The organism is Ruegeria sp. YTSC003 (assembly GCF_059609785.1).
On sequence record NZ_JBXWMK010000002.1, the window covers coordinates 1 to 21,718 of the forward strand.

General features: G+C 57.1%; 21 protein-coding genes and 2 tRNA genes. 8 read left to right on the forward strand and 15 right to left on the reverse strand.

The features are described 5' to 3' along the window. Both AC2FFH_RS03730 and AC2FFH_RS03735 read right to left on the reverse strand, forming a co-directional pair. Positions 1 to 75, reverse strand: a tRNA-Asn gene (locus AC2FFH_RS03730). Positions 76 to 151: 76 nt separating this feature from the next. Beyond that, the gene (locus AC2FFH_RS03735) at positions 152 to 1,066 is read right to left on the reverse strand and encodes an MBL fold metallo-hydrolase (RefSeq protein ID WP_496780097.1); all 915 of its coding nucleotides are present in this window, start codon (positions 1,064 to 1,066) and stop codon (positions 152 to 154) included. 44 nt (positions 1,067 to 1,110) lie between these two features. On the opposite strand from AC2FFH_RS03735, the gene AC2FFH_RS03740 reads away from it, so the two are divergent. Together AC2FFH_RS03740 and AC2FFH_RS03745 are read left to right on the forward strand one after the other, a co-directional pair. Further along, positions 1,111 to 2,430, forward strand: a complete 1,320-nt coding sequence (locus AC2FFH_RS03740; RefSeq protein WP_496843782.1) for an ATP-binding protein — start codon at positions 1,111 to 1,113, stop codon at positions 2,428 to 2,430. Positions 2,431 to 2,543: 113 nt separating this feature from the next. Continuing rightward, entirely contained in the window at positions 2,544 to 2,804 is a 261-nt protein-coding gene (locus AC2FFH_RS03745) for a hypothetical protein (protein ID WP_058271760.1), read from the forward strand. Between the two features lie 911 nt (positions 2,805 to 3,715). On the opposite strand, the gene AC2FFH_RS03750 is transcribed toward AC2FFH_RS03745, so the two are convergent. After that, positions 3,716 to 3,792 (reverse strand) — tRNA-Ile (locus tag AC2FFH_RS03750). Between the two features lie 107 nt (positions 3,793 to 3,899). Between AC2FFH_RS03750 and purM the strand changes: the two genes are divergently transcribed. The 3 genes from purM to rnd all read left to right on the forward strand — a co-directional run bounded on the left by purM (position 3,900) and on the right by rnd (position 6,813). Next, positions 3,900 to 4,946, forward strand: a complete 1,047-nt coding sequence (gene purM / locus AC2FFH_RS03755) for a phosphoribosylformylglycinamidine cyclo-ligase (RefSeq protein WP_496764668.1) — start codon at positions 3,900 to 3,902, stop codon at positions 4,944 to 4,946. Next, entirely contained in the window at positions 4,943 to 5,539 is a 597-nt protein-coding gene (gene purN, locus AC2FFH_RS03760; RefSeq protein ID WP_496727177.1) for a phosphoribosylglycinamide formyltransferase, read from the forward strand. The genes purM and purN overlap by 4 nt, the downstream gene beginning before the upstream one ends. A 116-nt stretch (positions 5,540 to 5,655) precedes the next feature. Next, complete coding sequence (gene rnd / locus AC2FFH_RS03765; RefSeq protein WP_496843783.1) at positions 5,656 to 6,813, forward strand: ribonuclease D; 1,158 nt, start codon at positions 5,656 to 5,658, stop codon at positions 6,811 to 6,813. A gap of 6 nt (positions 6,814 to 6,819) precedes the next feature. Here the strand turns inward: rnd and AC2FFH_RS03770 are convergent, their stop codons facing one another. Beyond that, positions 6,820 to 7,344: a hypothetical protein gene (locus AC2FFH_RS03770; RefSeq protein WP_496738497.1), complete on the reverse strand. Its 525-nt coding sequence runs from the start codon at positions 7,342 to 7,344 to the stop codon at positions 6,820 to 6,822. A gap of 139 nt (positions 7,345 to 7,483) precedes the next feature. On the opposite strand from AC2FFH_RS03770, the gene AC2FFH_RS03775 reads away from it, so the two are divergent. Continuing rightward, positions 7,484 to 7,894 carry a SufE family protein gene (locus AC2FFH_RS03775; protein ID WP_496764672.1) on the forward strand — a complete coding sequence of 137 codons (411 nt, stop codon included), beginning with the start codon at positions 7,484 to 7,486 and terminating at the stop codon, positions 7,892 to 7,894. Between the two features lie 3 nt (positions 7,895 to 7,897). Here the strand turns inward: AC2FFH_RS03775 and AC2FFH_RS03780 are convergent, their stop codons facing one another. The 3 genes from AC2FFH_RS03780 to AC2FFH_RS03790 form a co-directional block, all read right to left on the reverse strand. Continuing rightward, on the reverse strand, positions 7,898 to 8,566 hold the full coding sequence (locus AC2FFH_RS03780) for a DUF1638 domain-containing protein (RefSeq protein ID WP_496764674.1): 669 nt from the start codon (positions 8,564 to 8,566) through the stop codon (positions 7,898 to 7,900). Positions 8,567 to 8,641: 75 nt separating this feature from the next. Further along, positions 8,642 to 9,676, reverse strand: a complete 1,035-nt coding sequence (locus AC2FFH_RS03785; protein WP_496764676.1) for a Hint domain-containing protein — start codon at positions 9,674 to 9,676, stop codon at positions 8,642 to 8,644. A 157-nt stretch (positions 9,677 to 9,833) separates the two neighbouring features. Next, the gene (locus AC2FFH_RS03790) at positions 9,834 to 10,532 is read right to left on the reverse strand and encodes a corrinoid protein (RefSeq protein WP_496738501.1); all 699 of its coding nucleotides are present in this window, start codon (positions 10,530 to 10,532) and stop codon (positions 9,834 to 9,836) included. Positions 10,533 to 10,832: 300 nt separating this feature from the next. On the opposite strand from AC2FFH_RS03790, the gene AC2FFH_RS03795 reads away from it, so the two are divergent. Further along, on the forward strand, positions 10,833 to 11,897 hold the full coding sequence (locus AC2FFH_RS03795; RefSeq protein WP_496843784.1) for a PA0069 family radical SAM protein: 1,065 nt from the start codon (positions 10,833 to 10,835) through the stop codon (positions 11,895 to 11,897). A 54-nt stretch (positions 11,898 to 11,951) separates the two neighbouring features. On the opposite strand, the gene gltA is transcribed toward AC2FFH_RS03795, so the two are convergent. Next, positions 11,952 to 13,247 (reverse strand): citrate synthase, encoded by a 1,296-nt coding sequence (gltA, locus tag AC2FFH_RS03800; protein WP_282118350.1) that lies wholly within the window; start codon positions 13,245 to 13,247, stop codon positions 11,952 to 11,954. Between the two features lie 121 nt (positions 13,248 to 13,368). Next, positions 13,369 to 14,769 carry a glutamate--tRNA ligase gene (gltX, locus tag AC2FFH_RS03805; RefSeq protein WP_496844040.1) on the reverse strand — a complete coding sequence of 467 codons (1,401 nt, stop codon included), beginning with the start codon at positions 14,767 to 14,769 and terminating at the stop codon, positions 13,369 to 13,371. A gap of 78 nt (positions 14,770 to 14,847) precedes the next feature. Between gltX and AC2FFH_RS03810 the strand changes: the two genes are divergently transcribed. After that, on the forward strand, positions 14,848 to 16,890 hold the full coding sequence (locus AC2FFH_RS03810) for a ComEC/Rec2 family competence protein (RefSeq protein WP_496843785.1): 2,043 nt from the start codon (positions 14,848 to 14,850) through the stop codon (positions 16,888 to 16,890). Here AC2FFH_RS03810 and lexA read toward each other — a convergent pair. From lexA to AC2FFH_RS03840, 6 genes are all read right to left on the reverse strand, one after another. Next, on the reverse strand, positions 16,887 to 17,585 hold the full coding sequence (gene lexA, locus AC2FFH_RS03815) for a transcriptional repressor LexA (protein WP_496738505.1): 699 nt from the start codon (positions 17,583 to 17,585) through the stop codon (positions 16,887 to 16,889). The genes AC2FFH_RS03810 and lexA overlap by 4 nt on opposite strands. A gap of 78 nt (positions 17,586 to 17,663) precedes the next feature. Further along, a complete protein-coding gene (locus AC2FFH_RS03820; protein WP_496764683.1) occupies positions 17,664 to 18,836 on the reverse strand; it encodes a molybdopterin molybdotransferase MoeA in 1,173 nt (390 codons plus the stop codon). Next, positions 18,833 to 19,306, reverse strand: coding sequence for a cyclic pyranopterin monophosphate synthase MoaC (gene moaC, locus AC2FFH_RS03825; RefSeq protein ID WP_282151297.1), 474 nt, complete (start codon positions 19,304 to 19,306; stop codon positions 18,833 to 18,835). Before moaC ends, AC2FFH_RS03820 begins: the two co-directional genes overlap by 4 nt. After that, the gene (trpC, locus tag AC2FFH_RS03830) at positions 19,306 to 20,118 is read right to left on the reverse strand and encodes an indole-3-glycerol phosphate synthase TrpC (protein ID WP_496764686.1); all 813 of its coding nucleotides are present in this window, start codon (positions 20,116 to 20,118) and stop codon (positions 19,306 to 19,308) included. Before trpC ends, moaC begins: the two co-directional genes overlap by 1 nt. Further along, a complete protein-coding gene (gene trpD, locus AC2FFH_RS03835) occupies positions 20,115 to 21,134 on the reverse strand; it encodes an anthranilate phosphoribosyltransferase (protein WP_496764688.1) in 1,020 nt (339 codons plus the stop codon). Before trpD ends, trpC begins: the two co-directional genes overlap by 4 nt. Next, positions 21,131 to 21,712 (reverse strand): anthranilate synthase component II, encoded by a 582-nt coding sequence (locus tag AC2FFH_RS03840; protein ID WP_496764690.1) that lies wholly within the window; start codon positions 21,710 to 21,712, stop codon positions 21,131 to 21,133. The genes trpD and AC2FFH_RS03840 overlap by 4 nt, the downstream gene beginning before the upstream one ends. Positions 21,713 to 21,718 lie beyond the last annotated feature (6 nt).

Consider the following 21,718-nt stretch of genomic DNA (forward strand, 5'->3'; position numbering starts at 1 on the left):
TGGCTCCGGCGGTAGGGATCGAACCTACGACCAATTGATTAACAGTCAACTGCTCTACCGCTGAGCTACGCCGGAACTGAGGGGCGTATAACAACCCGTTTTTTGCCCGTCCAGAGGAGAACTGCATCAATCGGAAAAAAATTTGGACAAGTCACGCGGTTCTGAAATAATTGGCATTTCCCGATAGCGCATCAGGTGTGGAGACTTTTGATTTGCCATATAGATCAATTAGATGCGCAAACACGTTACGCTCGGCGGCTGGCAGCAGCGCGATAGGTGTATCGGTGTAAATGCGCTCGGCAAGTTGGCGGGCGGTTCCGGGCTGATCCGCAAGCGCCGCCAGTATCTGAGCTTCGCGCGTGAGGCGGTGTTTGATCAGCCAGTCCAAACGTTCGCCAGGATCGGTGATCGGTGCACCATGGCCGGCGTGAAACACGGTCCAGTCCCGGGCGCGCAACCTTTGGCAGGCTTGCATGAAATCCGTCAGATCCCCGTCCGGAGGGGAGACCAGCGAACTTGCCCAGCCCATGACGTGATCGGCTGTAAAGCAGACATTGCCCCATCCCAGGGCGATATGGTTTCCCAGATGACCGGGTGTATGGATGATCTCAAGCTGCCAGTCTTCACCCTCGATCATCTCACCATCCGCCACTTCGATGTCCGGCCGGAACGCGGTATCTATCCCTTCACCGCCGCCGACCAGACCTTGTTGCGCCAATTCGGTCATGACTGCGCTGCGTCCGGCTTGTGGCCCGCCAAAGGCCAAAATCGGCGCTCCGGTCCGTTCTGCCAAAGGTGCCGCAAGCGGCGAGTGGTCGAGATGGCTGTGGGTGACGATGATGTGGCTTATCCGTTGACCCGGCTGCATGGCGTTCAGAATCGCCTCAAGATGCGCGTCGCTCAGGGGGCCGGGGTCGATGACCGCCAGATCGAGCTCTCCCAATAGATACGTATTCGTACCGCGATAAGTCATCGGAGACGGGTTTGGTGCCAGAATCCGCCGCAGGCCAGTTTGTATTTCGGTTGCTTGACCTGGTGGCGGGTTGAAATCGTCGGGCACCTGCATTCTGAGCTCTTTCTCTTGGAGGATCAGCCCGTTAGGTTTAGCGCATGTCCAGTCGATGGCTCAAACACTATATGCCGCGCAGCCTTTATGCCCGAGCAGCACTGATTCTGGTTCTTCCGGTTATCGTTCTGCTGTTGGTGGTTGGGATTGCCTTTTTGCAAAAACATCTTGAGGACGTCACCGCACAGATGACTCGATCCGCGGCGCGCGAAGTGACTCTGGTGCTTGAAACAATGCAGGGGGCCGAGACCCGGCAGCAGGCATTGGCAGCCATTCGCCCGGATTTGGTTGCGCTTGAGATGAAGGCCCGCTTTGTCGACCCCGATCAGGATCCTTTGACCGACAAGCGGCGGTGGTACGACTTCATCGCACCTCAGGTCGAGGCAAATTTGCAGATGCGACTGCCCGATCTGGTTTCTGTGGCCTTGCCTTCGGGTGACGAGGCACGGTTGTATCTGGAAACCGATCTGGGGCTTCTGCAGTTGACGATAGATCGCCGCCGCTTGTCACCCACGGCGCCGCATCAGTTGATTGTGACTATGGTGTTTTTTGCCGTGGTCATGACCACGATCTCATTCCTCTATATGCGCAATCAACTGCGGCCCATCACCCGGCTTGCTGACGCCGCGCAGGCCTTTGGCCGGGGCAGGGTGGTACCCTATTCGCCGGGCGGTGCAATAGAAGTGCGTGCAGCCGGTAGTGCGTTTCTGGAAATGCGGGCAAGAATCGAGCGCCAGATGGAACAGCGCACGATGATGCTGTCGGGGGTCAGTCACGACCTGAGAACACCGCTGACGCGCCTGAAACTGGGCCTGTCCATGTTGCCTGAGGATGAGGCAGCACCGATGCAGCAGGACGTAGACGAGATGCAATTGCTGTTGGATGCGTTCCTCGATTTCTCTCGCGGCGCCGCTGAGGGCCCTGCCGAGGCAATCGAGCCCGCGGCGTTGTTGCGCCAGATTGTCGAAGACGCGCGACGGGCAGGTCATCAGGCCGAATTGGTCTCAGTCGAAGGTGACGGCACGGCGATGCTGCGCCCGATGGCCATGCGCCGCGCGGTCGAGAACCTGATTGGCAATGCGGTGCGATATGGCAACCAGGCCGAAGTCAGCCTGTCCCTGACGCCCAAAACCACGCGCATCCGGGTCGAAGATGACGGACCGGGCATTCCGGTAGAGCAGCGCACTGAGGCTGTAAAACCGTTCTCGCGTCTTGATCCCGCACGCAACCAGAATCAGGGTAGTGGCGTTGGTCTTGGGTTGGCGATTGTTGCGGATATTGCCCGCGCACATGGCGGTGTCCTGCGGCTTGGCAAAAGTGAAAGGCTGGGTGGCCTTTGCGCAGATATCATTGTTGGGAGGTGATTTTGGTGGGATCGGAATTTACGTTTTGTGTCGCTGCCATAAGCGGCGCGCAATATTTTTCTTTGGTCTAAAGCACCGATCACCCCGTACAACCTTTAGAATGGGAGGAAGTCATGACCAATAGTTTCGACGTGAAATCATCGTGGGTATCGGTAATGGATGAAACAAAAAACCCACTAAAAAAATACTCTCTATCCACAGCACACATGCTGATGCAGATGTTGGCATGGATGTGGAGCGCAATCTTCTCGCTGATGGTTGGCAGCTATTTTGTTTTCGGTGTAACCGCATTGGGCCATTTGCTGCTGATCGGCGGGTTGTTTGTCACCTTGGCAGTTTTCCAAAAGGCTGAAGCGACAGATCCTGAAGCGTAAAGTTGCTGCCTCGTATTAGACCGAACGGCTTTACCCGGGGTTTTTTGGTCCAATTCTTGACCCGCTCCGTATCGCCTTCACTACCCCAACTGCCTCCCGCGTTGTTTGTAACGGTTTCCCTCCGAACAACGCGGGTTTTTTTGGAGCGGGAACGAGTGGCTACCCTGGTGTTTAACGGGGTGTATCTCCCCCATTAGACTTGAGGCGCATTTCTATCGTAACGTTGCAGAACGTCTTTTGAGGCATAGGTTTAGGTATGGACAACACTGTATTGTATTTCTTGGTTGGTATATTTGTCGTCGGGCTTTTGACGCTTGGATATTACTCAAAAAGCAGTGGTGCATTAATCTCGATTGTCATCGTAGTTGGCGTATTGGGTGCGATGGTTGGATACTTTGGTGGATACTTCGGTGAACCTCCAAGGTAGGCCTGAACTTCAATTGGAGGTTTGCCGGTGCGCTTTGTATTTGGAAGCTTTTTTTCAAACTAAAAAGGGCACAAAAAAAACCAGCTTCGCGGTCCGAGTGAGCGGAGGGGTCGCGAAGCCGGTCAATTTCCTCCTACTGGGTGCTAGTCGGAGGCTGGGATGCACATGTATGGGACGTGCAAGATCATGAAAACATGAATTTACAAGTTTCGCTAAATGGAAATGGGATAGCCAAAAACCCATTCGAATAGGTGATGTATCCAAAAGTATAGTATGCGTATGTGTCATATTGTCTTGAATGTACCAAATGGCACTTCCGCTTGAGCGGGACTCCGAACTCTAGGGGCTTGAATAAGGCTCAGAGTTACTGGGCAACCCTGCAGATTTAGAAGAATGAATCTTATGTTTGAACTGGACAGCAGAAACACCGTGCATTGCTGGTCTGGCAAGCATCTGTAACTGATAACAATGAACAAGTAGACGGTGGTAGGCCCGGCAGGACTTGAACCCGCAACCAAAGCGTTATGAGCGCTCTGCTCTAACCAATTGAGCTACAGGCCCGCCTGAGCGCTTTGAGTACCACGGTGAACAGCCGCGTCAAGCCTGACCGTTGCAACAAGTCGCACAATCGAATAACCCGCGCGGGAACCATTCATAAGGGGCTGGCCATGACCACGGGCAAGAACGGAATCACCTATGCCGATGCAGGCGTTGATATTGATGCGGGGAATGCCCTAGTCGACCGGATCAAGCCGGCCGCAAAACGCACCAACCGCTCTGGTGTGATGAGCGGGCTGGGCGGATTTGGCGCTCTGTTCGATCTAAAGGATGCCGGATATCAGGACCCGATTCTGGTTGGGGCCACCGATGGGGTGGGCACCAAGCTGCGCATCGCCATTGATACCGGCGTTGTCGACGGCGTGGGCATCGATCTTGTGGCCATGTGCGTCAATGACCTGATCTGCCAGGGCGCTGAGCCGCTGTTTTTCCTGGATTATTTTGCGACCGGCAAGCTGGATACGGATACGGCGGCGCGGATCATCGAAGGCATTGCCGAAGGCTGTGTCCAATCCGGATGCGCCTTGATCGGCGGTGAAACCGCGGAAATGCCCGGCATGTACCCGGATGGCGATTTCGATCTGGCCGGGTTCTCGGTTGGCGCGATGGAACGTGGGGCTCATCTGCCGGCCGGCGTTCAGGCGGGCGACGTGCTGTTGGGGTTGGCCTCGAACGGTGTGCATTCCAACGGGTACTCCCTTGTGCGCAAACTGGTAGAGATTTCGGGTCTGGGCTGGGATGCCGCCTCACCGTTCAGTGAAGGATCGCTGGGCGAAGCTCTGCTGACACCCACACGTCTGTATGTGAAGCCAGCTCTGCAGGCGATCCGAGCAGGGGGCGTGCATGCGCTGGCCCATATCACCGGCGGCGGCCTTACAGAAAACCTGCCCCGTGTGCTGCCCGAGGGGTTGGGTGCCGAGATTGACCTGAATGCATGGGATTTGCCGCCTGTATTCCGCTGGATGGCGGAAACCGGTGGGATTGTTGAGGCTGAGATGTTGAAGACCTTCAACTGCGGCATTGGCATGATCGTCGCGTGTGAAGCGGATCGCGCGGATGATTTGGCGGCGTTGCTGGCCGATGCGGGCGAAACGGTTGCGCGGATTGGCACTGTGACCGGGACAGCGGGCATGGCCTATTCGGGCACCCTGTTGTGAGCCATAAGCGCGTCGCAATTCTGATCTCGGGGGGTGGCTCGAACATGGTGTCGCTGGTCGACAGCATGACCGACGATCACCCTGCGCGGCCTTGTCTGGTTCTGTCCAATGATGCGAATGCGGGTGGCCTGACAAAGGCGGCAGAGCGGAGCATTCCGACGGCTTCGGTGGATCACCGCCCGTTCAAGGGCGACCGTGCCGCGTTTGAGGCCGAGTTGCTGAAACCGCTGGAAGAAGCGCAACCCGATATCGTTTGTCTGGCTGGCTTCATGCGTGTTCTGACAGGCGATTTCGTGTCACGCTTTCAGGGACGGATGCTGAATATCCACCCTTCGCTTCTGCCGAAATACAAGGGTCTCAACACCCATGCGCGCGCTATTGAAGCCGGGGATGCTGAACATGGATGTTCGGTTCACGAAGTCACCGCAGCCTTGGATGACGGTCCGATCCTTGGGCAAGCGCGAGTAGATATTGAACCGGGTGATACGTCCGAGGCATTGGCCGCCCGGGTGCTGGTGTGGGAACACAAACTCTACCCCGCAGTGTTGCGCCGTTACGCCAGTGGGGATCGGACTCCGGTGTTGCTGCCCTGAACGTCTCGGGATGATTTACACGCGCGTCAAATTCATCCTATGGTCCGCAATACGGCTGGGTACGGAATGAAACAGACAATCAGCCGCACAGAACAAGAGCAAGAACAGCACCGCGCATGAAAACCCTGACGACGACGCAAGAGCTGGCCGAATTCTGCAAGGCCGCGGCGGAATATGACTATGTCACCGTAGATACCGAGTTTCTGCGCGAACGGACTTACTATTCGAAACTCTGTTTGGTGCAGCTTGCAGTTCCATCCGACAATGAGGACAGCGCCGTTCTCGTCGACCCATTAGCCGACGGCTTGTCGCTGGACCCGCTTTACGACCTGTTTCGCGACGAAAGCGTGGTCAAAGTGTTTCACGCCGCGCGACAGGATCTTGAGATTTTCTGGGTCGAGGCGTCCGTATTCCCGCAACCTCTGTTCGACACTCAGGTCGCCGCGATGGTCTGTGGCTTTGGAGAGCAGGTGGGATACGAGACTTTGGTGCGCAAAATCTGCAAGGAAGGGGTCGACAAAACCTCGCGTTTTACCGATTGGTCACGTCGGCCACTGACAGATTCGCAAAAGACCTATGCCTTGGCGGATGTCACGCATTTGCGGCAGATCTACGAATATCTGGCGGCCCAGTTGAACAAGTCGCAGCGCAGCCATTGGGTGTCCGAAGAGTTGCGCACCCTGACCCAGCCCGGAACCTACGATATCCGTCCGGAAGATGCATGGAAGCGGGTGAAGACCCGCACAAATTCGGCCAAGTTCCTGGCTGTCGTGCGCGAGTTGGCGCAGTTTCGCGAAGCTTATGCGCAAGAGAACAACGTTCCGCGCAGCCGGGTGTTCAAGGATGACGCCCTGATCGAGCTTGCCTCGACCAAGCCCAAATCTCCGTCGGACCTTGGTGGTTCTCGCCTGCTGCTGCGCGAGGCGCGCAAAGGCGTGATTGCCGATGGTATTCTGGCGGCGGTGAAACAGGGGGTGAATTGCCCTGCCGATCAAATGCCGCGCGTTGATAACAGCCGTGATAAGCTAAAGATCAACCCGGCGCTCGCCGATTTGCTGCGCGTTTTGCTCAAATCCAAAACCGAAAGCTCGGGCGTGGCGGCCAAGCTGATCGCCACCAGTTCCGAACTGGACCAGTTGGCTGCGGGCGAGCGTAAGCTGCCTTCGATGTCAGGCTGGCGATTTGAGGTGTTTGGCGAGGATGCCCTGAAACTGTGTGACGGCAAGATCGCTCTGGCCGCCAAGGGGCAATCCGTACAAGTCGTGTCGCTTTAGCGGCGGTTAACGCCGCCGGGACTCTAGTGCATTCTGTTCGCCACGAACGCGAACCAGACGGGTGTTTCGCAGCTCGGCCCGGCCTAGCGTCGTAGCACCATTGACCTCACGCGATTTTTCAGAGCCTTGATTGGTCGCGTAGCTTGGGTAGCTGACTTCGAACGTGTATTCCAGAATGCCGTTCTTTTCGTTTTCTTCGCTTTCCACGGGGACAAGGCGCGCATTATAGGCGCCCTGTCTTGCGGCCGTACCTTTGACATAGACGATTGCCCCGGTAGACGTGGGATCGATGCGCAGCTCATCTACCTTGGTTATGGCAAAGCCGATCACTTCCTTTTCGGGTCGCGAAAACAGGCCCGGGCCGTCGCGCCCTTCGGGCACCAGAGCATCAGCTTCGTTTACGGATACTTCAGTAGGGGCGGGTGTACTGGACCCGAACCAATTGGTCGGGTTCACGCGCGACTCGCTCCAGCCGCTGCAGGCGGCCAGTGTAAGCGTGCCGACCAATAAAAGAGGTGTTGATTTTTTCATGGTCCCAAAGCCCAGAGAAGTATTTTCAGCAATGGGTTATCGTAAATTCCAAAGATTGAAAACCCACACCGGGGCTGGACAGGTGCCCAACAGAGGCATAGGTCACAAATGTGATCGCAACAAAAAGGACCGCTGCGAAATGGCAACGCCCGCCTTTGAGGAAATCGTCGAGGATTTTGAGTTTCTGGATGACTGGGAAGACCGGTATCGCCATGTCATAGATCAGGGCAAAGCGATGGAGCCTCTGGACGATGCGTTCAAAGTGCCCGCCACAAAGGTGCACGGTTGTGCCAGTCAGGTGTGGCTGCAGCCCACGATCGAGGGTGGCGTTTTCCGGTTCGACGGCGATAGCGACGCGTTGATTGTGCGCGGGCTGATCGCGGTGTTGCGGTCTTTGTATAATGGCTTGCCTGTTGGCGAAGTCCCAAAGGTCGACGCGGGCGGCGAGTTGGCACGCCTTGGGTTGAATGATCATCTGTCCGCACAGCGGTCAAATGGCTTGCGGTCGATGATCGAGCGTATCCGCGAAGTCGCGCACGAGAACGCCTGACGATCAGGCGGTCGGCTTGCGGGCGGCCCACTCGGTCAGGGTGGTTTCCAGATCGCCATAGCCGGTGAACCGGCGTTCAAACGTCAAACCCATGCGTTCGGCGCATTCCTGAGCGCGGGCCGTGAGGTCCGGATCGTCTGTCTGCGCTTGATAGACAAGCTTGGTATAGTTCCCGAAATACATGTCCCGCAGTTGGGGGTGACGGTCCAGGCCAAGCGGTTTCCACACAAAGGCATCGAACTGGCGGGCCAGAAAATCCGTCAGGTAGAAGGCTGTTGTTTCATCATCGCCATGGTCTTCAAAGGCTTGATTTCCTTCGAAAAAGGAATAGCAGTGCGGGCCTTTGATCATCTCAATGCCCATCTCCTTGCAGGCTTTCTGCAATAGGCCGCCGGTGCCACAGTCGGCATAGACGACGAAGATCTGGTCAAAGTTACCGCGGTGCTTGGCAACAGCTTCTTCGACAGCCTGTGTAATCCGTTCGGGGTGAACGTGCAGTATGGCGGGCAGGCAGGTCAGGGTCATATGATCCCAGCCGTTGCGCTTTTTCAGATGCAGGATTTCGCGCGCCAGCGCACCGCATGCCAATAGCAGTATGCCGCCTTGCCGAGTGTCTTCGGTATAGCCTTTTGTCGTCAGGCTTGCGTCATCCGGTGTGGTGTTCTGCTGCATCGTCAATTCCCTGAAGGATTGCAGCATCAAAGAATGAATGCCGGATCAAGGCAAGTCCGCTTCCGACATCCCGTGTCAGGCCACCGACGCACGCGTTTCAAAAGATTGAAGCGATGGGCGGGCAGGGGGACCATAGGCGGTGATCCCGTGGCTGGCCAGTTCCGGAAACAGCGACAGGATCTCTTGCTGTGTGTCATCCTCAAAACTGTTCCACGCCTGGATTCCAGGGTGAAAGCTCTCGCTTAGGCACCCTTCGGCCCAGATCAGTTCGTGCTGATCGAACATCAGGTGATAATAGGTCACAAGACCGCCGGGCTTCATCACGATATCGCGGCCATTCACCAAATGCTTGGCAGGCGCCAGCGCCTCAGCGTGGCCCGTATGCAGTTCAACACGCCAGTCGCTGATCAGCATCCTGTGCTGCTGCGAGAGCAAGAGATCGCGATCATTGCCAAGCGCACCCGCCTTGATCAGCACAGGCGTGAACACGCCTGCGGCACGCGCGGTCTGAGAGCCAATCCAACGCAGCGTTTGCAACCCATGATCCAGCGTCGTAATTTTGTCACCCACGCGCAAATTCTCGACCTCGACCAGGCCACGTTCCGTTTCGATCAGAGTGCCGGTTGCGAAACATCTGGCGATGTCCCAGGATTCACGGTCAGCGTTCAAACCCGTAGTTGTGGCGGTGTTTATACTGTTGAGCGTTAGTGACCTGATGCCCGCAAATTCCAATGCGGCCTGATCGCTGTTGGCTGAGAATTCTGGAACCAGAAAAGTGTTCCCGAGCGTGTCTTGCGCGATGACTGCCGTTATGTCTGCCGTTGTGCCGTCGACATACGTAATTGTCGCATTGTAGGCGACAGCTGCATCGAAAATGGTCGCAGCGCCATCAATTGCAAAAAAATCCACGTCAGAGTTGGCGTTGTTTTCGTAGGTTCCACCAGGGTTTCCTACCGGTGTCCAAACGACAGCGTCGTCAAGTAATGGATCACCCGGACCACCAAAAGTTTGTCCAACCAAAGCGCCCGCGTTTTCAGCAGTGTTGTTACCCTCAGTCGGGTCGATGATTGCAAGATTACCAAGAAAAATAGCATTAAACGTCGTAGGCATAACCCACCCTATATGTACTCGTTAACAACACGTGCGTCACAACAGATTCGCACTATCACAATTGACAGGTAATAAAACCTGTACTGCTTATCAAGCAGTTGAAGACAAAAAAGCCGCCCCGGAAAGGGCGGCCTTGATCATTTTCGTGTCACCTGAATTAGCTGGCCAGTTGGTTATGCTTGCGGGACACAAAGTCTTTGGCAGTTTCCACCGCAACCGCCGCGTCACGGCAATAAGCGTCTGCGCCGATGGCCTTGCCGAATTCCTCGTTCAGAGGGGCGCCGCCAACGAGTACGATGTAATCTTCACGCCGTCCCTGTTCGATCAGCGTGTCGATGACCACTTTCATGTAGGGCATCGTAGTGGTCAGCAAGGCAGACATGCCCAGAATGTCAGGCTGTTCGGAATCCAGGGCTTCCAGGTAGTTTTCGACCGGGTTGTTGATGCCGATATCGACAACTTCGAAACCAGCGCCTTCCATCATCATCGACACCAGGTTCTTGCCGATGTCGTGGATGTCGCCTTTAACGGTCCCGATCACCATCTTGCCAACGCGCGGCGCGCCGGTTTCGGCCAGCAGTGGTTTAAGGATCGTCATGCCACCTTTCATCGCGTTAGCGGCCAGCAAAACTTCGGGAACGAACAGGATGCCGTCCCGGAAATCGTGGCCCACGATGGTCATGCCACCGACCAGAGCTTTGGTCAGGATGTCATATGGTGTCCATCCGCGTTCAAGCAGGATGTTCACACCTTCTTCGATCTCTTCTTTCAGGCCGTCATAAAGATCGTCGAACATCTGTTCGACAAGTTCGTCGTCGTTGAGTTCGGACAGGACGATGTCTTCTTCATCGGACATGGGGCATTTCCCTGTGCTGGGCGGGCCATCGGCCCGTGGTGGCATTTTTTCCGTTTTGGCCATTTCGTCGCAGTTAGACTGTTACGATTGCGACCTTGGCGGTTCCGGGACCGACCTATACGTCAAATTGTTTGCGATCACGATGGAATTATCTGCAACAACATCCTGCATTCTGTTCACAAACGGGGAAAACCTAGGCGCCCAAGATCGGGGGCTAAAAGGGCGGTTCGCGCAGTTTTCCTTGTCGCATGGCGATACAGGGTTTATTGATTCCCGAAAGAGAACATAACAGGAACAAATATGCCTGCACTCAACATAAAGGCCCGCGGCGTGGCCAGCAATGAATCAGGCAGATTCGAACGCTTTGCGACCGAAGCCTGCGATGACGGCTGGGAGATGGAAGAGGAGCTTCCGACGCTCAGAACTGAAGTCCGAGAAGAGGTAGCGCGCAGTGTGGTCACCTACAACCGATCGCCCGATCTGCCGTTCGACCGCTCGATTAATCCGTATCGCGGGTGCGAGCATGGGTGCGTGTACTGTTTTGCCCGTCCGACCCATGCCTATCTAGGGTTGTCGCCGGGATTGGATTTTGAAACCCGGTTGATCGCCCGGCCAAACGCGGCCGAGGTTCTGAGGAAAGAACTGTCCTCGGCCCGGTACAAAGTAGCGACCATTGCGATGGGAACGAATACCGACCCGTATCAACCGATCGAGAAACAGCACAAGATAACGCGGGCTTGCCTTCAGGTCTTGCGAGAGTTCCAGCATCCTGTCGCGATCGTGACCAAAGGCGCGATGATCGAACGGGATTTGGATATTCTTGCCCCCATGGCGGAACTTGGGCTGGTTCGGGTCGGTGTTTCGTTGACTACTTTGGACCCTGGCCTATCTCGGCGGATTGAACCGCGCGCGCCATCCCCTGTAAGACGGCTGGCGACGATCCGACGACTGGCCGATGCAGGTGTGCCTGTGCGCGTCATGACATCGCCTTTGATACCGGGTCTGACGGATCATGAATTGGAATCCATGCTGGACGCCGGGGCCGATGCCGGGGCAGATGCAGCAAGCTGGATTATGCTGCGCCTTCCGCGCGAAGTATCTGAGCTGTGGCAATCCTGGTTGCAGCAGCATGAGCCGGCGCGGGCCGAAAAGGTCATGTCCAAGCTACGCGAGATGCACGGTGGTCGTGACTATGATCCGCGCTGGGGGCACCGCATGCGGGGTGAAGGTGAGTATGCTGGTATAGTTGCCAAGCGGTTTGCATTGGCAGTCAAACGATTGGGGTTGGCCACAAAAACAGCACCGTTACGGTGTGACCTGTTTTCCAGGCCAGCGCAGGCAGGGGACCAATTGGCCCTTTTCTGAAACAAAAAAAGCCCCGGACAGAGGTCCGAGGCGTTTCGAATTTGTAACCGGCAATCAGCGGTTTTCGATATCCACGTAATCGCGGGTCGTTTCGCCGAGATACAGCTGACGTGGACGACCGATCTTGTTCTGAGGATCTGCGATCATCTCTTTCCACTGGCTGACCCAGCCAACAGTGCGCGACAGTGCGAAGATCGGTGTGAACATTGAAGTGGGGAAACCCATCGCCTCGAGGATGATGCCCGAGTAGAAGTCCACGTTCGGGAACAGTTTTTTCTCGGCGAAATACGGATCTTCCAGCGCCTGCTTTTCCAGTGCTTTGGCAACCTGCAGCTTCGGATTGTTCTCGACGCCAAGCAGTTCCAGCACTTCGTCGGCTGATTGCTTCATTACAGTCGCGCGCGGGTCGAAGTTCTTGTAGACGCGGTGGCCAAAGCCCATCAGGCGGAACGGGTCGTTCTTGTCCTTGGCACGGTCGATGTATTCCGGAATACGATCGACGGAACCGATCTCTTCCAACATCTCCAAACAGGCCTGGTTTGCGCCACCATGGGCAGGACCCCAAAGGCAAGCCACACCCGCCGCGATACACGCAAACGGGTTGGCGCCTGACGAAGACGCCAGACGCACGGTCGAGGTTGACGCGTTTTGTTCGTGATCCGCGTGCAAAGTCAGGATCCGGTCCATCGCACGGCTGAGGATCGGGTTCACCTCATATTCTTCGGCGGGAACGGCAAAGCACATGCGTAGGAAGTTGGACGCGTAGTCCAGATCGTTGCGCGGATAAACGAAGGGCTGGCCGATGTGATACTTATAGGCCCATGCGGCGATCGTCGGCATCTTGGCGATCAGACGGTGCGAGGCGACCTCGCGCTGATGCGGATCAGATACGTCGGTTGAGTCGTGATAGAACGCCGACATTGCGCCAACGACACCCACCATGATCGCCATCGGATGCGCATCCCGACGGAAGCCGCGATAGAAATACTGCATCTGTTCGTGCAGCATGGTGTGGCGCGTGATGGTGGTTTCGAACTTCTCAAGATCCTTGGCGACCGGCAGCTCTCCGTACAGCAGCAGGTAGCACACTTCTAGGAAATGCGATTTGCCGGCCAGTTGATCGATTGGGTAACCACGGTGCAGCAGCTCACCTTTTTCGCCGTCGATATAAGTAATGGTGCTGTCACAGCTTGCGGTCGACGTAAAACCGGGGTCGTAGGTGAACACTCCGGCATCGCTGTACAGCTTACGGATGTCGATGACGTCAGGTCCAGCGGTCGGAGAATGAACCGGCAACTCGTACGTTTCACCATGGACTGTCAGAGTGGCTGTTTTATTGCTGTCGGTCATAGTGTCCCTTCCTCATTCTTACGCATGTCGAATCGCTGTCCGACCTTGCGGGCAACGGCTGCGCGCGGGCGCGCAGTCCGGGTGTTAGCGGAGCAGCGTTACCCAAATATGAAGATTGGGTTTACGTCGCTGCGTCAGAAAGCCGGGCCAGGGTTTCTTCCTTCCCCAGCACAAGCATCATGTCAAAAACTGAAGGCGTCACTGCCCGACCTGCCAACACCGCCCGCAACGGGCCCGCCAGTTTGCCGAACTTAACCTCTTTCGCTTCTGCAAACGAATTTAGGGTTTGCTCCAGTTCGTTTCGCGTCCAGCTAGCATTTTGCACGTGCGGCGTCAATTCACTCAGTATACCATCGGATACTGAGGCCAGCGCTTTCGCAGCCTTTTCATCGGGGTCAATTGGCCGAGATGTCAACACAAAGTGAGCTTTTTCAAGAAGTTCCGGGAACATCCGTGCGCGATCCTTGAGGCAATACATCGCACGTTCCAGATCACCGGATTGTGTTTCCGTGAGGTTAGGTAAATTTGCCGCTGCCAGATAGGCTTCGATCTCTTGCCGCAATGCAGCATCATCCGCAATGGCGATATGCTGTCCACACAGATTTTCCAGCTTTTTCAGGTCGAAACGGGCAGGGCTTTTGCCGATTCCATCCAGATCGAACCATTCCTTGGCCTGTTCGTCAGTAAAGAATTCATCATCGCCGTGGCTCCAGCCCAAACGTGCCAGATAGTTGCGCATACCTGCGGCGGGATAGCCCATCGCCTGATATTCTTGAGCGCCCAAAGCGCCGTGGCGTTTGGACAGCTTTTTTCCATCCGGCCCATGGATCAACGGAATATGCGCCCAGACCGGGACGTTCCAACCCATCGCCTCGTAGATCATCATCTGTCGTGCAGCGTTGTTCAGGTGGTCGTCGCCTCGGATCACGTGGGTCACGCCCATGTCGTGATCGTCGACCACGACCGCCAGCATATAGACCGGAGTTCCGTCGGAACGCAGCAGGATCATGTCATCCAGTTGATCATTGCGAATGGTGACGTCGCCCTGAACCTGATCGCGGATCACGGTTGTACCATCCTGAGGCGCTTTGATGCGGATCGCGAATGGGGCGTCTGGATGAGAGGACTCGTCAGCATCCCGCCAAGGGCTTCGGAACAGAGTCGACTTCCCTTCGGCCCGGGCTTGTTCGCGGAAGGCCGTTATCTCGTCCTGAGTTGAAAAGCACTTGTACGCCTTGCCCTCAGCCAGCAACTGATGTGCTACCTCGGCGTGACGTGCGGCACCGTCGAACTGGCTGATCACATCGCCGTCGTGATCCAGCCCCAGCCATTCCATGCCTTGCAGGATCGCAGCCGTTGCTTCTGGGGTAGAACGCTCGCGGTCGGTGTCTTCGATCCGCAACAGGAACTTGCCGCCACGGCCGCGGGCATAGAGCCAATTGAACAGTGCGGTGCGTGCCCCGCCGATATGCAAAAAGCCGGTTGGGGACGGAGCGAAACGAGTGACGACCTGATCGGACATTGTGTGGATTAACCTTTTGGTAACCGTGTCGGGCATAGATTGGCGCCTGTCTAACGAGCCGGAAGGACGGGGGCAACCATGCGTGTTCTGGCACGGGTCGAGGCCGCATTGCTGAACCAGACAGGGTATTTGTTTCAGTGGTCTCCGGTGTGTGTGGCAGTCGGTATAGGTCTGTATTTCAGTCTTCGGTTCGAACCGGACTGGAAGGCTTATGTTGGCCTTGTTGCCGCGATTGCCATTTGCCTGGGGATGGCGCGCAGGCTGCCGTCTGGCTGGGCGGCGTTGACAACAGGGGGGGCGCTAATCGCTGCCGGGTTCATCCTGGCGGGCGTGCGCGCCCATACGGTGGCAGAGCCGGTCCTGTCATGGCGTTACTATGGCCCGGTCGAGGGGCGGGTCGTTGCCATGGATCGCTCTGCGTCGGATGCGCTGCGGATTACGCTGGATCGGGTGCGTATAGGGGATGTGCCCGGTGACCGGCGGCCGCAGCGCGTTCGGCTTTCCTTGCACGGCGACGCACGCTCACTAGTGCCCGGCCAAAGGATCATGACCACTGCCCATTTGTCGCCCCCTCAAGGTCCGGTGGAACCGGGTGGGTTCGACTTTCAGCGACACGCGTGGTTTCAACGGCTGGGGGCCGTGGGATACACCCGTGTCCCGGTGCTGATCGCTGCGCCCCCGCAGCCCAAAGGCATCCGCATTACAGCATGGCGAATGGCGATTTCCAACCATGTCCGCACGATCCTGCCGGGTGAGATTGGCGGGTTTGCGGCCGCCGTCACAACGGGTGATCGCAGCGGTATGGGGCAAGAAACGCTAAAGTCACTGCGCGCTTCCAACCTGGCGCATCTGTTGGCGATTTCGGGCCTCCACATGGGCTTGCTGACCGGGTTCGTCTACTTGATGTGCAGGCTTTTTTTCTCAACCATTCCTGCGCTGGCTCTCAGATTGCCTGTGCGCAAACTGGCGGCTGTCTGTGCGATGGTCTCGGCCACGATCTACTTGTTGCTGTCTGGGGGAAATGTCGCCACGGAACGCGCTTTTGTCATGGCAAGTGTCATGCTGATGGCCATCCTGATTGACAGACGCGCGATTTCCCTACGGGCCGTTGCGGTCGCCGCACTTATCGTACTCAGTCTGCGCCCCGAATCCTTGCTTAGCCCGGGGTTTCAAATGTCTTTTGCCGCAACGACAGCGCTTGTGGCGGTGTTCGGAGCGTTGCGTGACATTGGACCGATGCCGGGGCCAAAGTGGCTGAAACCTGTTGCGGGCCTACTGATGTCCTCAGCTATCGCGGGATTTGCAACCGCGCCAATTGGTGCGGCGCATTTCAACACATTGTCTCACTATGGTCTTCTGGCAAACATGCTTTCAGTGCCGGTCATGGGCATGGTTGTCGTCCCCTCGGCCGTGGTGGCAGCACTGCTGTCGCCATTCGGCCTTGAGATGGTGCCGCTAGCAGTGATGGGGCTGGGTTTAGAGTGGATTCTTGCGGTTTCTCAATGGGTATCGGGATTTGACGGCGCGCAAGGATATGTTGTCAGCCCGCCGACCCCTGTCCTGCCGCTAACTGCGCTTGGCGGCCTGTGGCTTGCGCTGTGGCAAGGACGGGCCCGATGGGTTGGGGTGGCACCAATGGTCGTGGCGTTGATGTTATGGGGGCAGGGAAATCGCCCTGAAATACTGGTTGCGGATAGTGGCGGTCTTGTTGGCGTGATGACCGAACAAGGACGCGCCTTGAGTAAGAAAAAGGGAAGCGGGTTTGTCGCAACCGTCTGGCTGGAAAATGATGGGGACGGGGCAGATCAGTTGCAGGCGGCCAGCCGTTGGCCGCATAATTCCGGCACCATTCAACGGTATGACTGGCAGGGCAAAGAGGTGTTGCACGTTACAGGCAAACGCGCGGCGCGCGGGATCAGTGCCTGCAATGCCGATCAGATCGTGATTTCTGCCGTGGCGCTGCAACTGTCCGGCGGCTGTGAAGTCTTTGATCCGAAACGGCTGCTGGCAACGGGAAGCCTGTCCCTGTCGGGCGGCAAGATCACAACGTCTAAAGAGGTGATGGGCGACAGGCTCTGGTCCCCGAACACATCCGGGAACCGGGATACCAAGCAGTTTTAGTAGCTGCGGATCAGTCCAACCAGACGACCCTGCACCTTGACCTTATCTTCTGGCAGAACGCGGGTTTCATAGGCAGAGTTCGCGGCCTCAAGCGCAATCGCCTGACCTCGGCGGAAGAACCGCTTCAAGGTGGCTTCCTGATCTTCGACAAGAGCAACAACGATATCGCCGTTATCGGCAACCGAGGTTTCCCGGATTACCACTACATCTCCATCGTTGATCCCTGCGTCAATCATCGAGTCGCCGCGCACTTCCAGTGCGTAATGCTCACCCTTGCCGGATACCATTGAACCGGGCACGGCGACGCGGTGCGAGACATGGCTGATCGCTTCGATCGGGACGCCGGCAGCGATGCGGCCCATCACTGGCAATTCCATCGCATCCACGGTCACCGGCTCAAAATTCGCGGGGCGGGGGCCGGACGGCTTGTCGCCTTCGATCACACGCGGCTTGAAGGCCACTGTGGGTTCTCCACCCAGGCTTTCCGGCAGTTTGACGATTTCGATGGCCCGCGCGCGGTGCGCCAGACGCCGAATGAACCCACGTTCTTCTAACGCCGTAATCAATCTGTGGATGCCAGATTTGGACCGAAGGTCCAGCGCGGCCTTCATTTCATCGAAACTGGGCGGAACACCGTCCGCCTGAACGCGTTTGTGAATGAATTCCAACAAATCCAACTGCTTCTTGGTCAACATTGCTCACACCTCATCGGTCATGCGTTTTCTTTTGTTCTACGCATGTTCACGTTTTGTGTCAACGGATTTGAGCGGGATTTAGATCGGCAGGTATTGAACCTCATCCCCGGCAGGTCGGGCGGGGTCATGCGGAATCCTCACCAACAGAGCGTTTGCCTGCGCCAAAACGCTGAGCAGCGAACTGTCCTGATCGGAACACGCGCGAATACCGGTTTCGTCCAGCATAGCCCGCATATAGTGTTCACGCGGACCGTTTTCGCCCAATGGTTCAGCAAGCCTTGCGGTTCGCAATGGGGGCAGAACCTGTTCGACACCCAACATCCGGCGTACCATCGGCAACAGGAAGAGATAACCGCAAACCATTGCACTGACAGGATTTCCGGGCAAACCGACCATTGCCGTTTGTCCCAATCGACCCGCCATCAGAGGTTTGCCGGGGCGCATTCGGATCTTGTAGAAAGATTGCTCCATTCCCAGTCCGGTTGAGACATCTGACACCAGATCGTAGTCTCCAACCGATGCGCCGCCGATGGTCACAACCAGATCCGCTCCTTCGGCCAGTCCGAAGGCAGTCTCAAGCGATGAGACCGTATCGCGCGCGACCGGAAGGATGCGGACGTGCGCGCCAGCGCCCTCCAGCAGTGCTTTCAAGCCAAACGTATTGGATGCGATGATCTGATCGGGGCCCGGGGTTTCGCCCGGCATCACCAATTCATCACCGGTGGAGATCAGCGCAATAACAGGCTTTCGAGTCACTGGTACGGTCGCAATATTCATCGCCGCCATCAGCGCGATGTCCTCGGCGCGCAACTGACGTGGGGCCGAGATCTTTGTGCCTGCTTTGAAATCGACGCCTGCAGGTCTGATATTCGATTTTGGGCCGGGCAGGTCCGAGATTGTGATCAGGTCGCCGCGACGTTCGGTATCTTCCTGTATGACAATGAAATCAGCACCTTCGGGAACCGGGGCACCAGTGAATATGCGCACCGCCTGTCCGGGCCCGACGCGACCGGTGTAGCGGTTGCCAGCTGCCGACTCGCCGATGACCTTGAACATGGCGTGCAGCTCGACCTCGGTCGATTTCAGTGCGTAGCCGTCCATCGAGGACGCTTCAAATGGTGGCTGGTCACGGGTGGCCTCGACATCTTGTGCGAGAATACGACCCGCCGCGTCCGACAAAGCAACGGTCTCGCTTGTCAGTGGCGAGACCAGATCAAACAACAGCGCGCGGGCCTCTTCGACGGTGATCATTTTGCTTCGTAACGTCCTGACTTACCGCCATCTTTTAGCAATACGCGGATACCGCCAATTTCCATCGCCTTATCCACGGCCTTGGTCATGTCATAGACCGTCAAGGCAGCGGTAGAAACGGCGGTCAGCGCCTCCATCTCGACCCCAGTCTGGCCGGAGGTTTTGACTGTGGCCTGGACCTGCACACCGGGCAAGTCCGGATCCAGCGTCAGCTCGACAGCGACCTTGGTGACTGGCAGCGGGTGACACAAAGGGATCAGATCAGGCGTTTTCTTTGCGCCCATGATGCCCGCAAGACGTGCCACGCCCAGAACATCACCTTTCTTGGCGCGGCCTTCGGAAATCAGATCAAAGGTGTCCTGCGCCATTTTGATGTGACCAGCCGCCACGGCGACGCGGTCGGTGACTTCCTTGTCCGAGACATCGACCATATGGGCCTGTCCCTGAGCATCAAAATGGGTCAAGGGCATCACATGACTCCGGGGATCAGAGGGCTTGCGAGAAGGTGGCGGGTGGCTGCTGCCACGTCGTCCTGACGCATCAGGCTTTCACCGATCAGGAAGCTGCGCGCGCCGTAACGTGCGATGTCGGCCAAATCTTCAGGCGTGCTCAGACCGCTTTCGCAGACGATCGTCCGGCCCGCTGGCACAAGCTTGGACAGATGCCGTGTGGTATCAAGAGATGTCTCGAAGGTCTTGAGATTACGATTGTTTATCCCAATCAGTGAGCTTTTCAGCTCGGCTGCACGTTCCAACTCGTTCTGGTCGTGAACTTCGATTAGGACATCCATACCCCAGTCGAATGCAGTCTGTTCCAGTTCAGCGGCTTGCGCGTCGTCGACCGATGCCATGATGATCAAGATGCAATCCGCACCCAAAGCACGCGCCTCGACCACTTGATAGGGGTCGTACATGAAATCCTTGCGCAGCGCCGGAAGCTCCGTGGCAGCCCGGGCTTCGGTCAGGTATTCCTTTGCCCCCTGAAAACTGGGTGTGTCTGTCAGCACCGAGAGACATGCGGCTCCACCTTCTTCGTAGGCTTTGGCCAGCGCGGGCGGGTCGAAATCCGGGCGGATCAAACCTTTGGATGGGCTGGCTTTCTTGACTTCGGCTATCAGGCCATACCCCCGACGCGCCGCTGTTCGAAGCGCATCGGCAAAGCCGCGGACCTCGGGCGCATTGCGGGCCTCGTTTTCCAGCGTTTCCAGCGACTTCTGCGCTTTGTCTGCCGCAATTTCCTCAAGTTTATAGGCTTTGATCTTATCCAGAACCGTCTCGGTCATGCGGCCTCCTGCGTAATTCGGGCCAGCGCCGCGATTTTGTCTTTGGCTTTTCCGCTGTCGATGCTTTCCCGCGCCTTTGCGGCGCCGTCTTTCAGGTCATCGGCAGCGCCCGCAACCACAAGGGCTGCGGCAGAGTTTAATAGCACCGCGTCCCGGTAGGCCGAGGGCGCGCCGTCCAGCAAGGCGCGGAACGCAACGGCGTTTTCTTCGGGCGTTCCGCCAATGATGTCTTCGAAGGGATGAACTGGCAGACCTGCGTCTTCGGGATGCAGTTCAACCTCTTTCACAACGCTGTCTTCCAGCGCAGCGACCCAGCTTACACCGGTGATCGTCAACTCATCTGTGCCATCCGATCCGTGCACCAACCAGGCGTGTTCAGCGCCGAGCAGTCCCAACGTTTCCGCCATTGGGCGGATCAAGTCGCGACTGAACGCACCGGTCAGTTGACGCCGAACACCAGCGGGGTTGGTCAACGGGCCAAGAATGTTGAAAATCGTACGCGTCCCAAGCTCTTGCCGGCTGGGCATGACATGCGCAATCGCAGGATGGTGCATGGGGGCCATCATAAAGCCAATGCCGACTTCTTGCAGAGCCTTTTCAACGGTTTGCGGGCCAACCATAACGTTGATTCCCAATTGTCCCAGCGCATCTGCAGCGCCTGATTTGGAGCTCAGGTTTCGGTTGCCGTGTTTGGCGACAGTTACGCCCGCGCCGGCAACGACAAACGCCGTGGCGGTCGAAATGTTCAGTGTGCCTTTGCCGTCGCCACCGGTGCCGACGATATCCATCGCGCCCGCCGGGGCCTTGACCGCATTGCATTTCGCGCGCATCACGGCGGCAGCGGCTGCATATTCGTCTACCGTTTCACCACGTGTGCGCATCGCCATCAGCAGGCCGCCAATCTGGCTGGGCGTGGCTTCGCCGTCAAACAGAATACCAAAGGCCTGTTCAGCCTCGGCACGCGTCAGGGGCCGATCGGCTGCGGCTCCGATCAGTGGTTTCAGAGCGTCGCTCATGCAGGAACTTTCATCTCGGACAGGAAATTCTTGAGCAGAGCGTGGCCATGCTCGGAGGCGATTGATTCCGGGTGGAACTGGACGCCGTGAATGGGCAATTCTTTGTGTTGCAGGCCCATGATGGTGCCGTCTTCCAGTTCTGCTGTGATCTCAAGCGTGTCGGGCAGGGTGTCACGATTCACAATCAGCGAGTGATAACGGGTCGCCTCAAACGGGGTGGGCAGGCCCGCGAAAACACCTTTCCCAGTGTGATGCATCATTCCCATCTTGCCATGAACGATTTCGTGGCAGCGGACAACGTTGCCGCCAAACACCTGTCCAATCGTCTGATGGCCAAGACAGACGCCCAACAGCGGCGTCTTTGTTTCAGCTGCCGCTTCAGTCAACGCCAGGCAAATCCCTGCCTGATCCGGGTCACATGGACCGGGGCTGAGAAGGATCCCCGCCGGGTTCATCGCCATGGCTTCTTGCACATCCAAGGCGTCATTCCGCCGAATGACCATTTCGGCGCCAAGTTCGCCTAAATAATGTACCAGGTTGTAGGTAAACGAGTCGTAGTTGTCGATCAGCAGCAGCATTTGGGC

Coding starts and splice junctions, on each gene's coding strand:
- AC2FFH_RS03735 (WP_496780097.1), bottom strand. CDS start 1,066: ATGCAGGTGCCCGACGATTTCAACCCGCCACCAGGTCAAGCAACCGAA.
- AC2FFH_RS03740 (WP_496843782.1), top strand. CDS start 1,111: ATGTCCAGTCGATGGCTCAAACACTATATGCCGCGCAGCCTTTATGCC.
- AC2FFH_RS03745 (WP_058271760.1), top strand. CDS start 2,544: ATGACCAATAGTTTCGACGTGAAATCATCGTGGGTATCGGTAATGGAT.
- purM (WP_496764668.1), top strand. CDS start 3,900: ATGACCACGGGCAAGAACGGAATCACCTATGCCGATGCAGGCGTTGAT.
- rnd (WP_496843783.1), top strand. CDS start 5,656: ATGAAAACCCTGACGACGACGCAAGAGCTGGCCGAATTCTGCAAGGCC.
- AC2FFH_RS03770 (WP_496738497.1), bottom strand. CDS start 7,344: ATGAAAAAATCAACACCTCTTTTATTGGTCGGCACGCTTACACTGGCC.
- AC2FFH_RS03775 (WP_496764672.1), top strand. CDS start 7,484: ATGGCAACGCCCGCCTTTGAGGAAATCGTCGAGGATTTTGAGTTTCTG.
- AC2FFH_RS03780 (WP_496764674.1), bottom strand. CDS start 8,566: ATGCAGCAGAACACCACACCGGATGACGCAAGCCTGACGACAAAAGGC.
- AC2FFH_RS03785 (WP_496764676.1), bottom strand. CDS start 9,676: ATGCCTACGACGTTTAATGCTATTTTTCTTGGTAATCTTGCAATCATC.
- AC2FFH_RS03790 (WP_496738501.1), bottom strand. CDS start 10,532: ATGTCCGATGAAGAAGACATCGTCCTGTCCGAACTCAACGACGACGAA.
- AC2FFH_RS03795 (WP_496843784.1), top strand. CDS start 10,833: ATGCCTGCACTCAACATAAAGGCCCGCGGCGTGGCCAGCAATGAATCA.
- gltA (WP_282118350.1), bottom strand. CDS start 13,247: ATGACCGACAGCAATAAAACAGCCACTCTGACAGTCCATGGTGAAACG.
- gltX (WP_496844040.1), bottom strand. CDS start 14,769: ATGTCCGATCAGGTCGTCACTCGTTTCGCTCCGTCCCCAACCGGCTTT.
- AC2FFH_RS03810 (WP_496843785.1), top strand. CDS start 14,848: ATGCGTGTTCTGGCACGGGTCGAGGCCGCATTGCTGAACCAGACAGGG.
- lexA (WP_496738505.1), bottom strand. CDS start 17,585: ATGTTGACCAAGAAGCAGTTGGATTTGTTGGAATTCATTCACAAACGC.
- AC2FFH_RS03820 (WP_496764683.1), bottom strand. CDS start 18,836: ATGATCACCGTCGAAGAGGCCCGCGCGCTGTTGTTTGATCTGGTCTCG.
- moaC (WP_282151297.1), bottom strand. CDS start 19,306: ATGCCCTTGACCCATTTTGATGCTCAGGGACAGGCCCATATGGTCGAT.
- trpC (WP_496764686.1), bottom strand. CDS start 20,118: ATGACCGAGACGGTTCTGGATAAGATCAAAGCCTATAAACTTGAGGAA.
- trpD (WP_496764688.1), bottom strand. CDS start 21,134: ATGAGCGACGCTCTGAAACCACTGATCGGAGCCGCAGCCGATCGGCCC.
- AC2FFH_RS03840 (WP_496764690.1), bottom strand. CDS start 21,712: ATGCTGCTGCTGATCGACAACTACGACTCGTTTACCTACAACCTGGTA.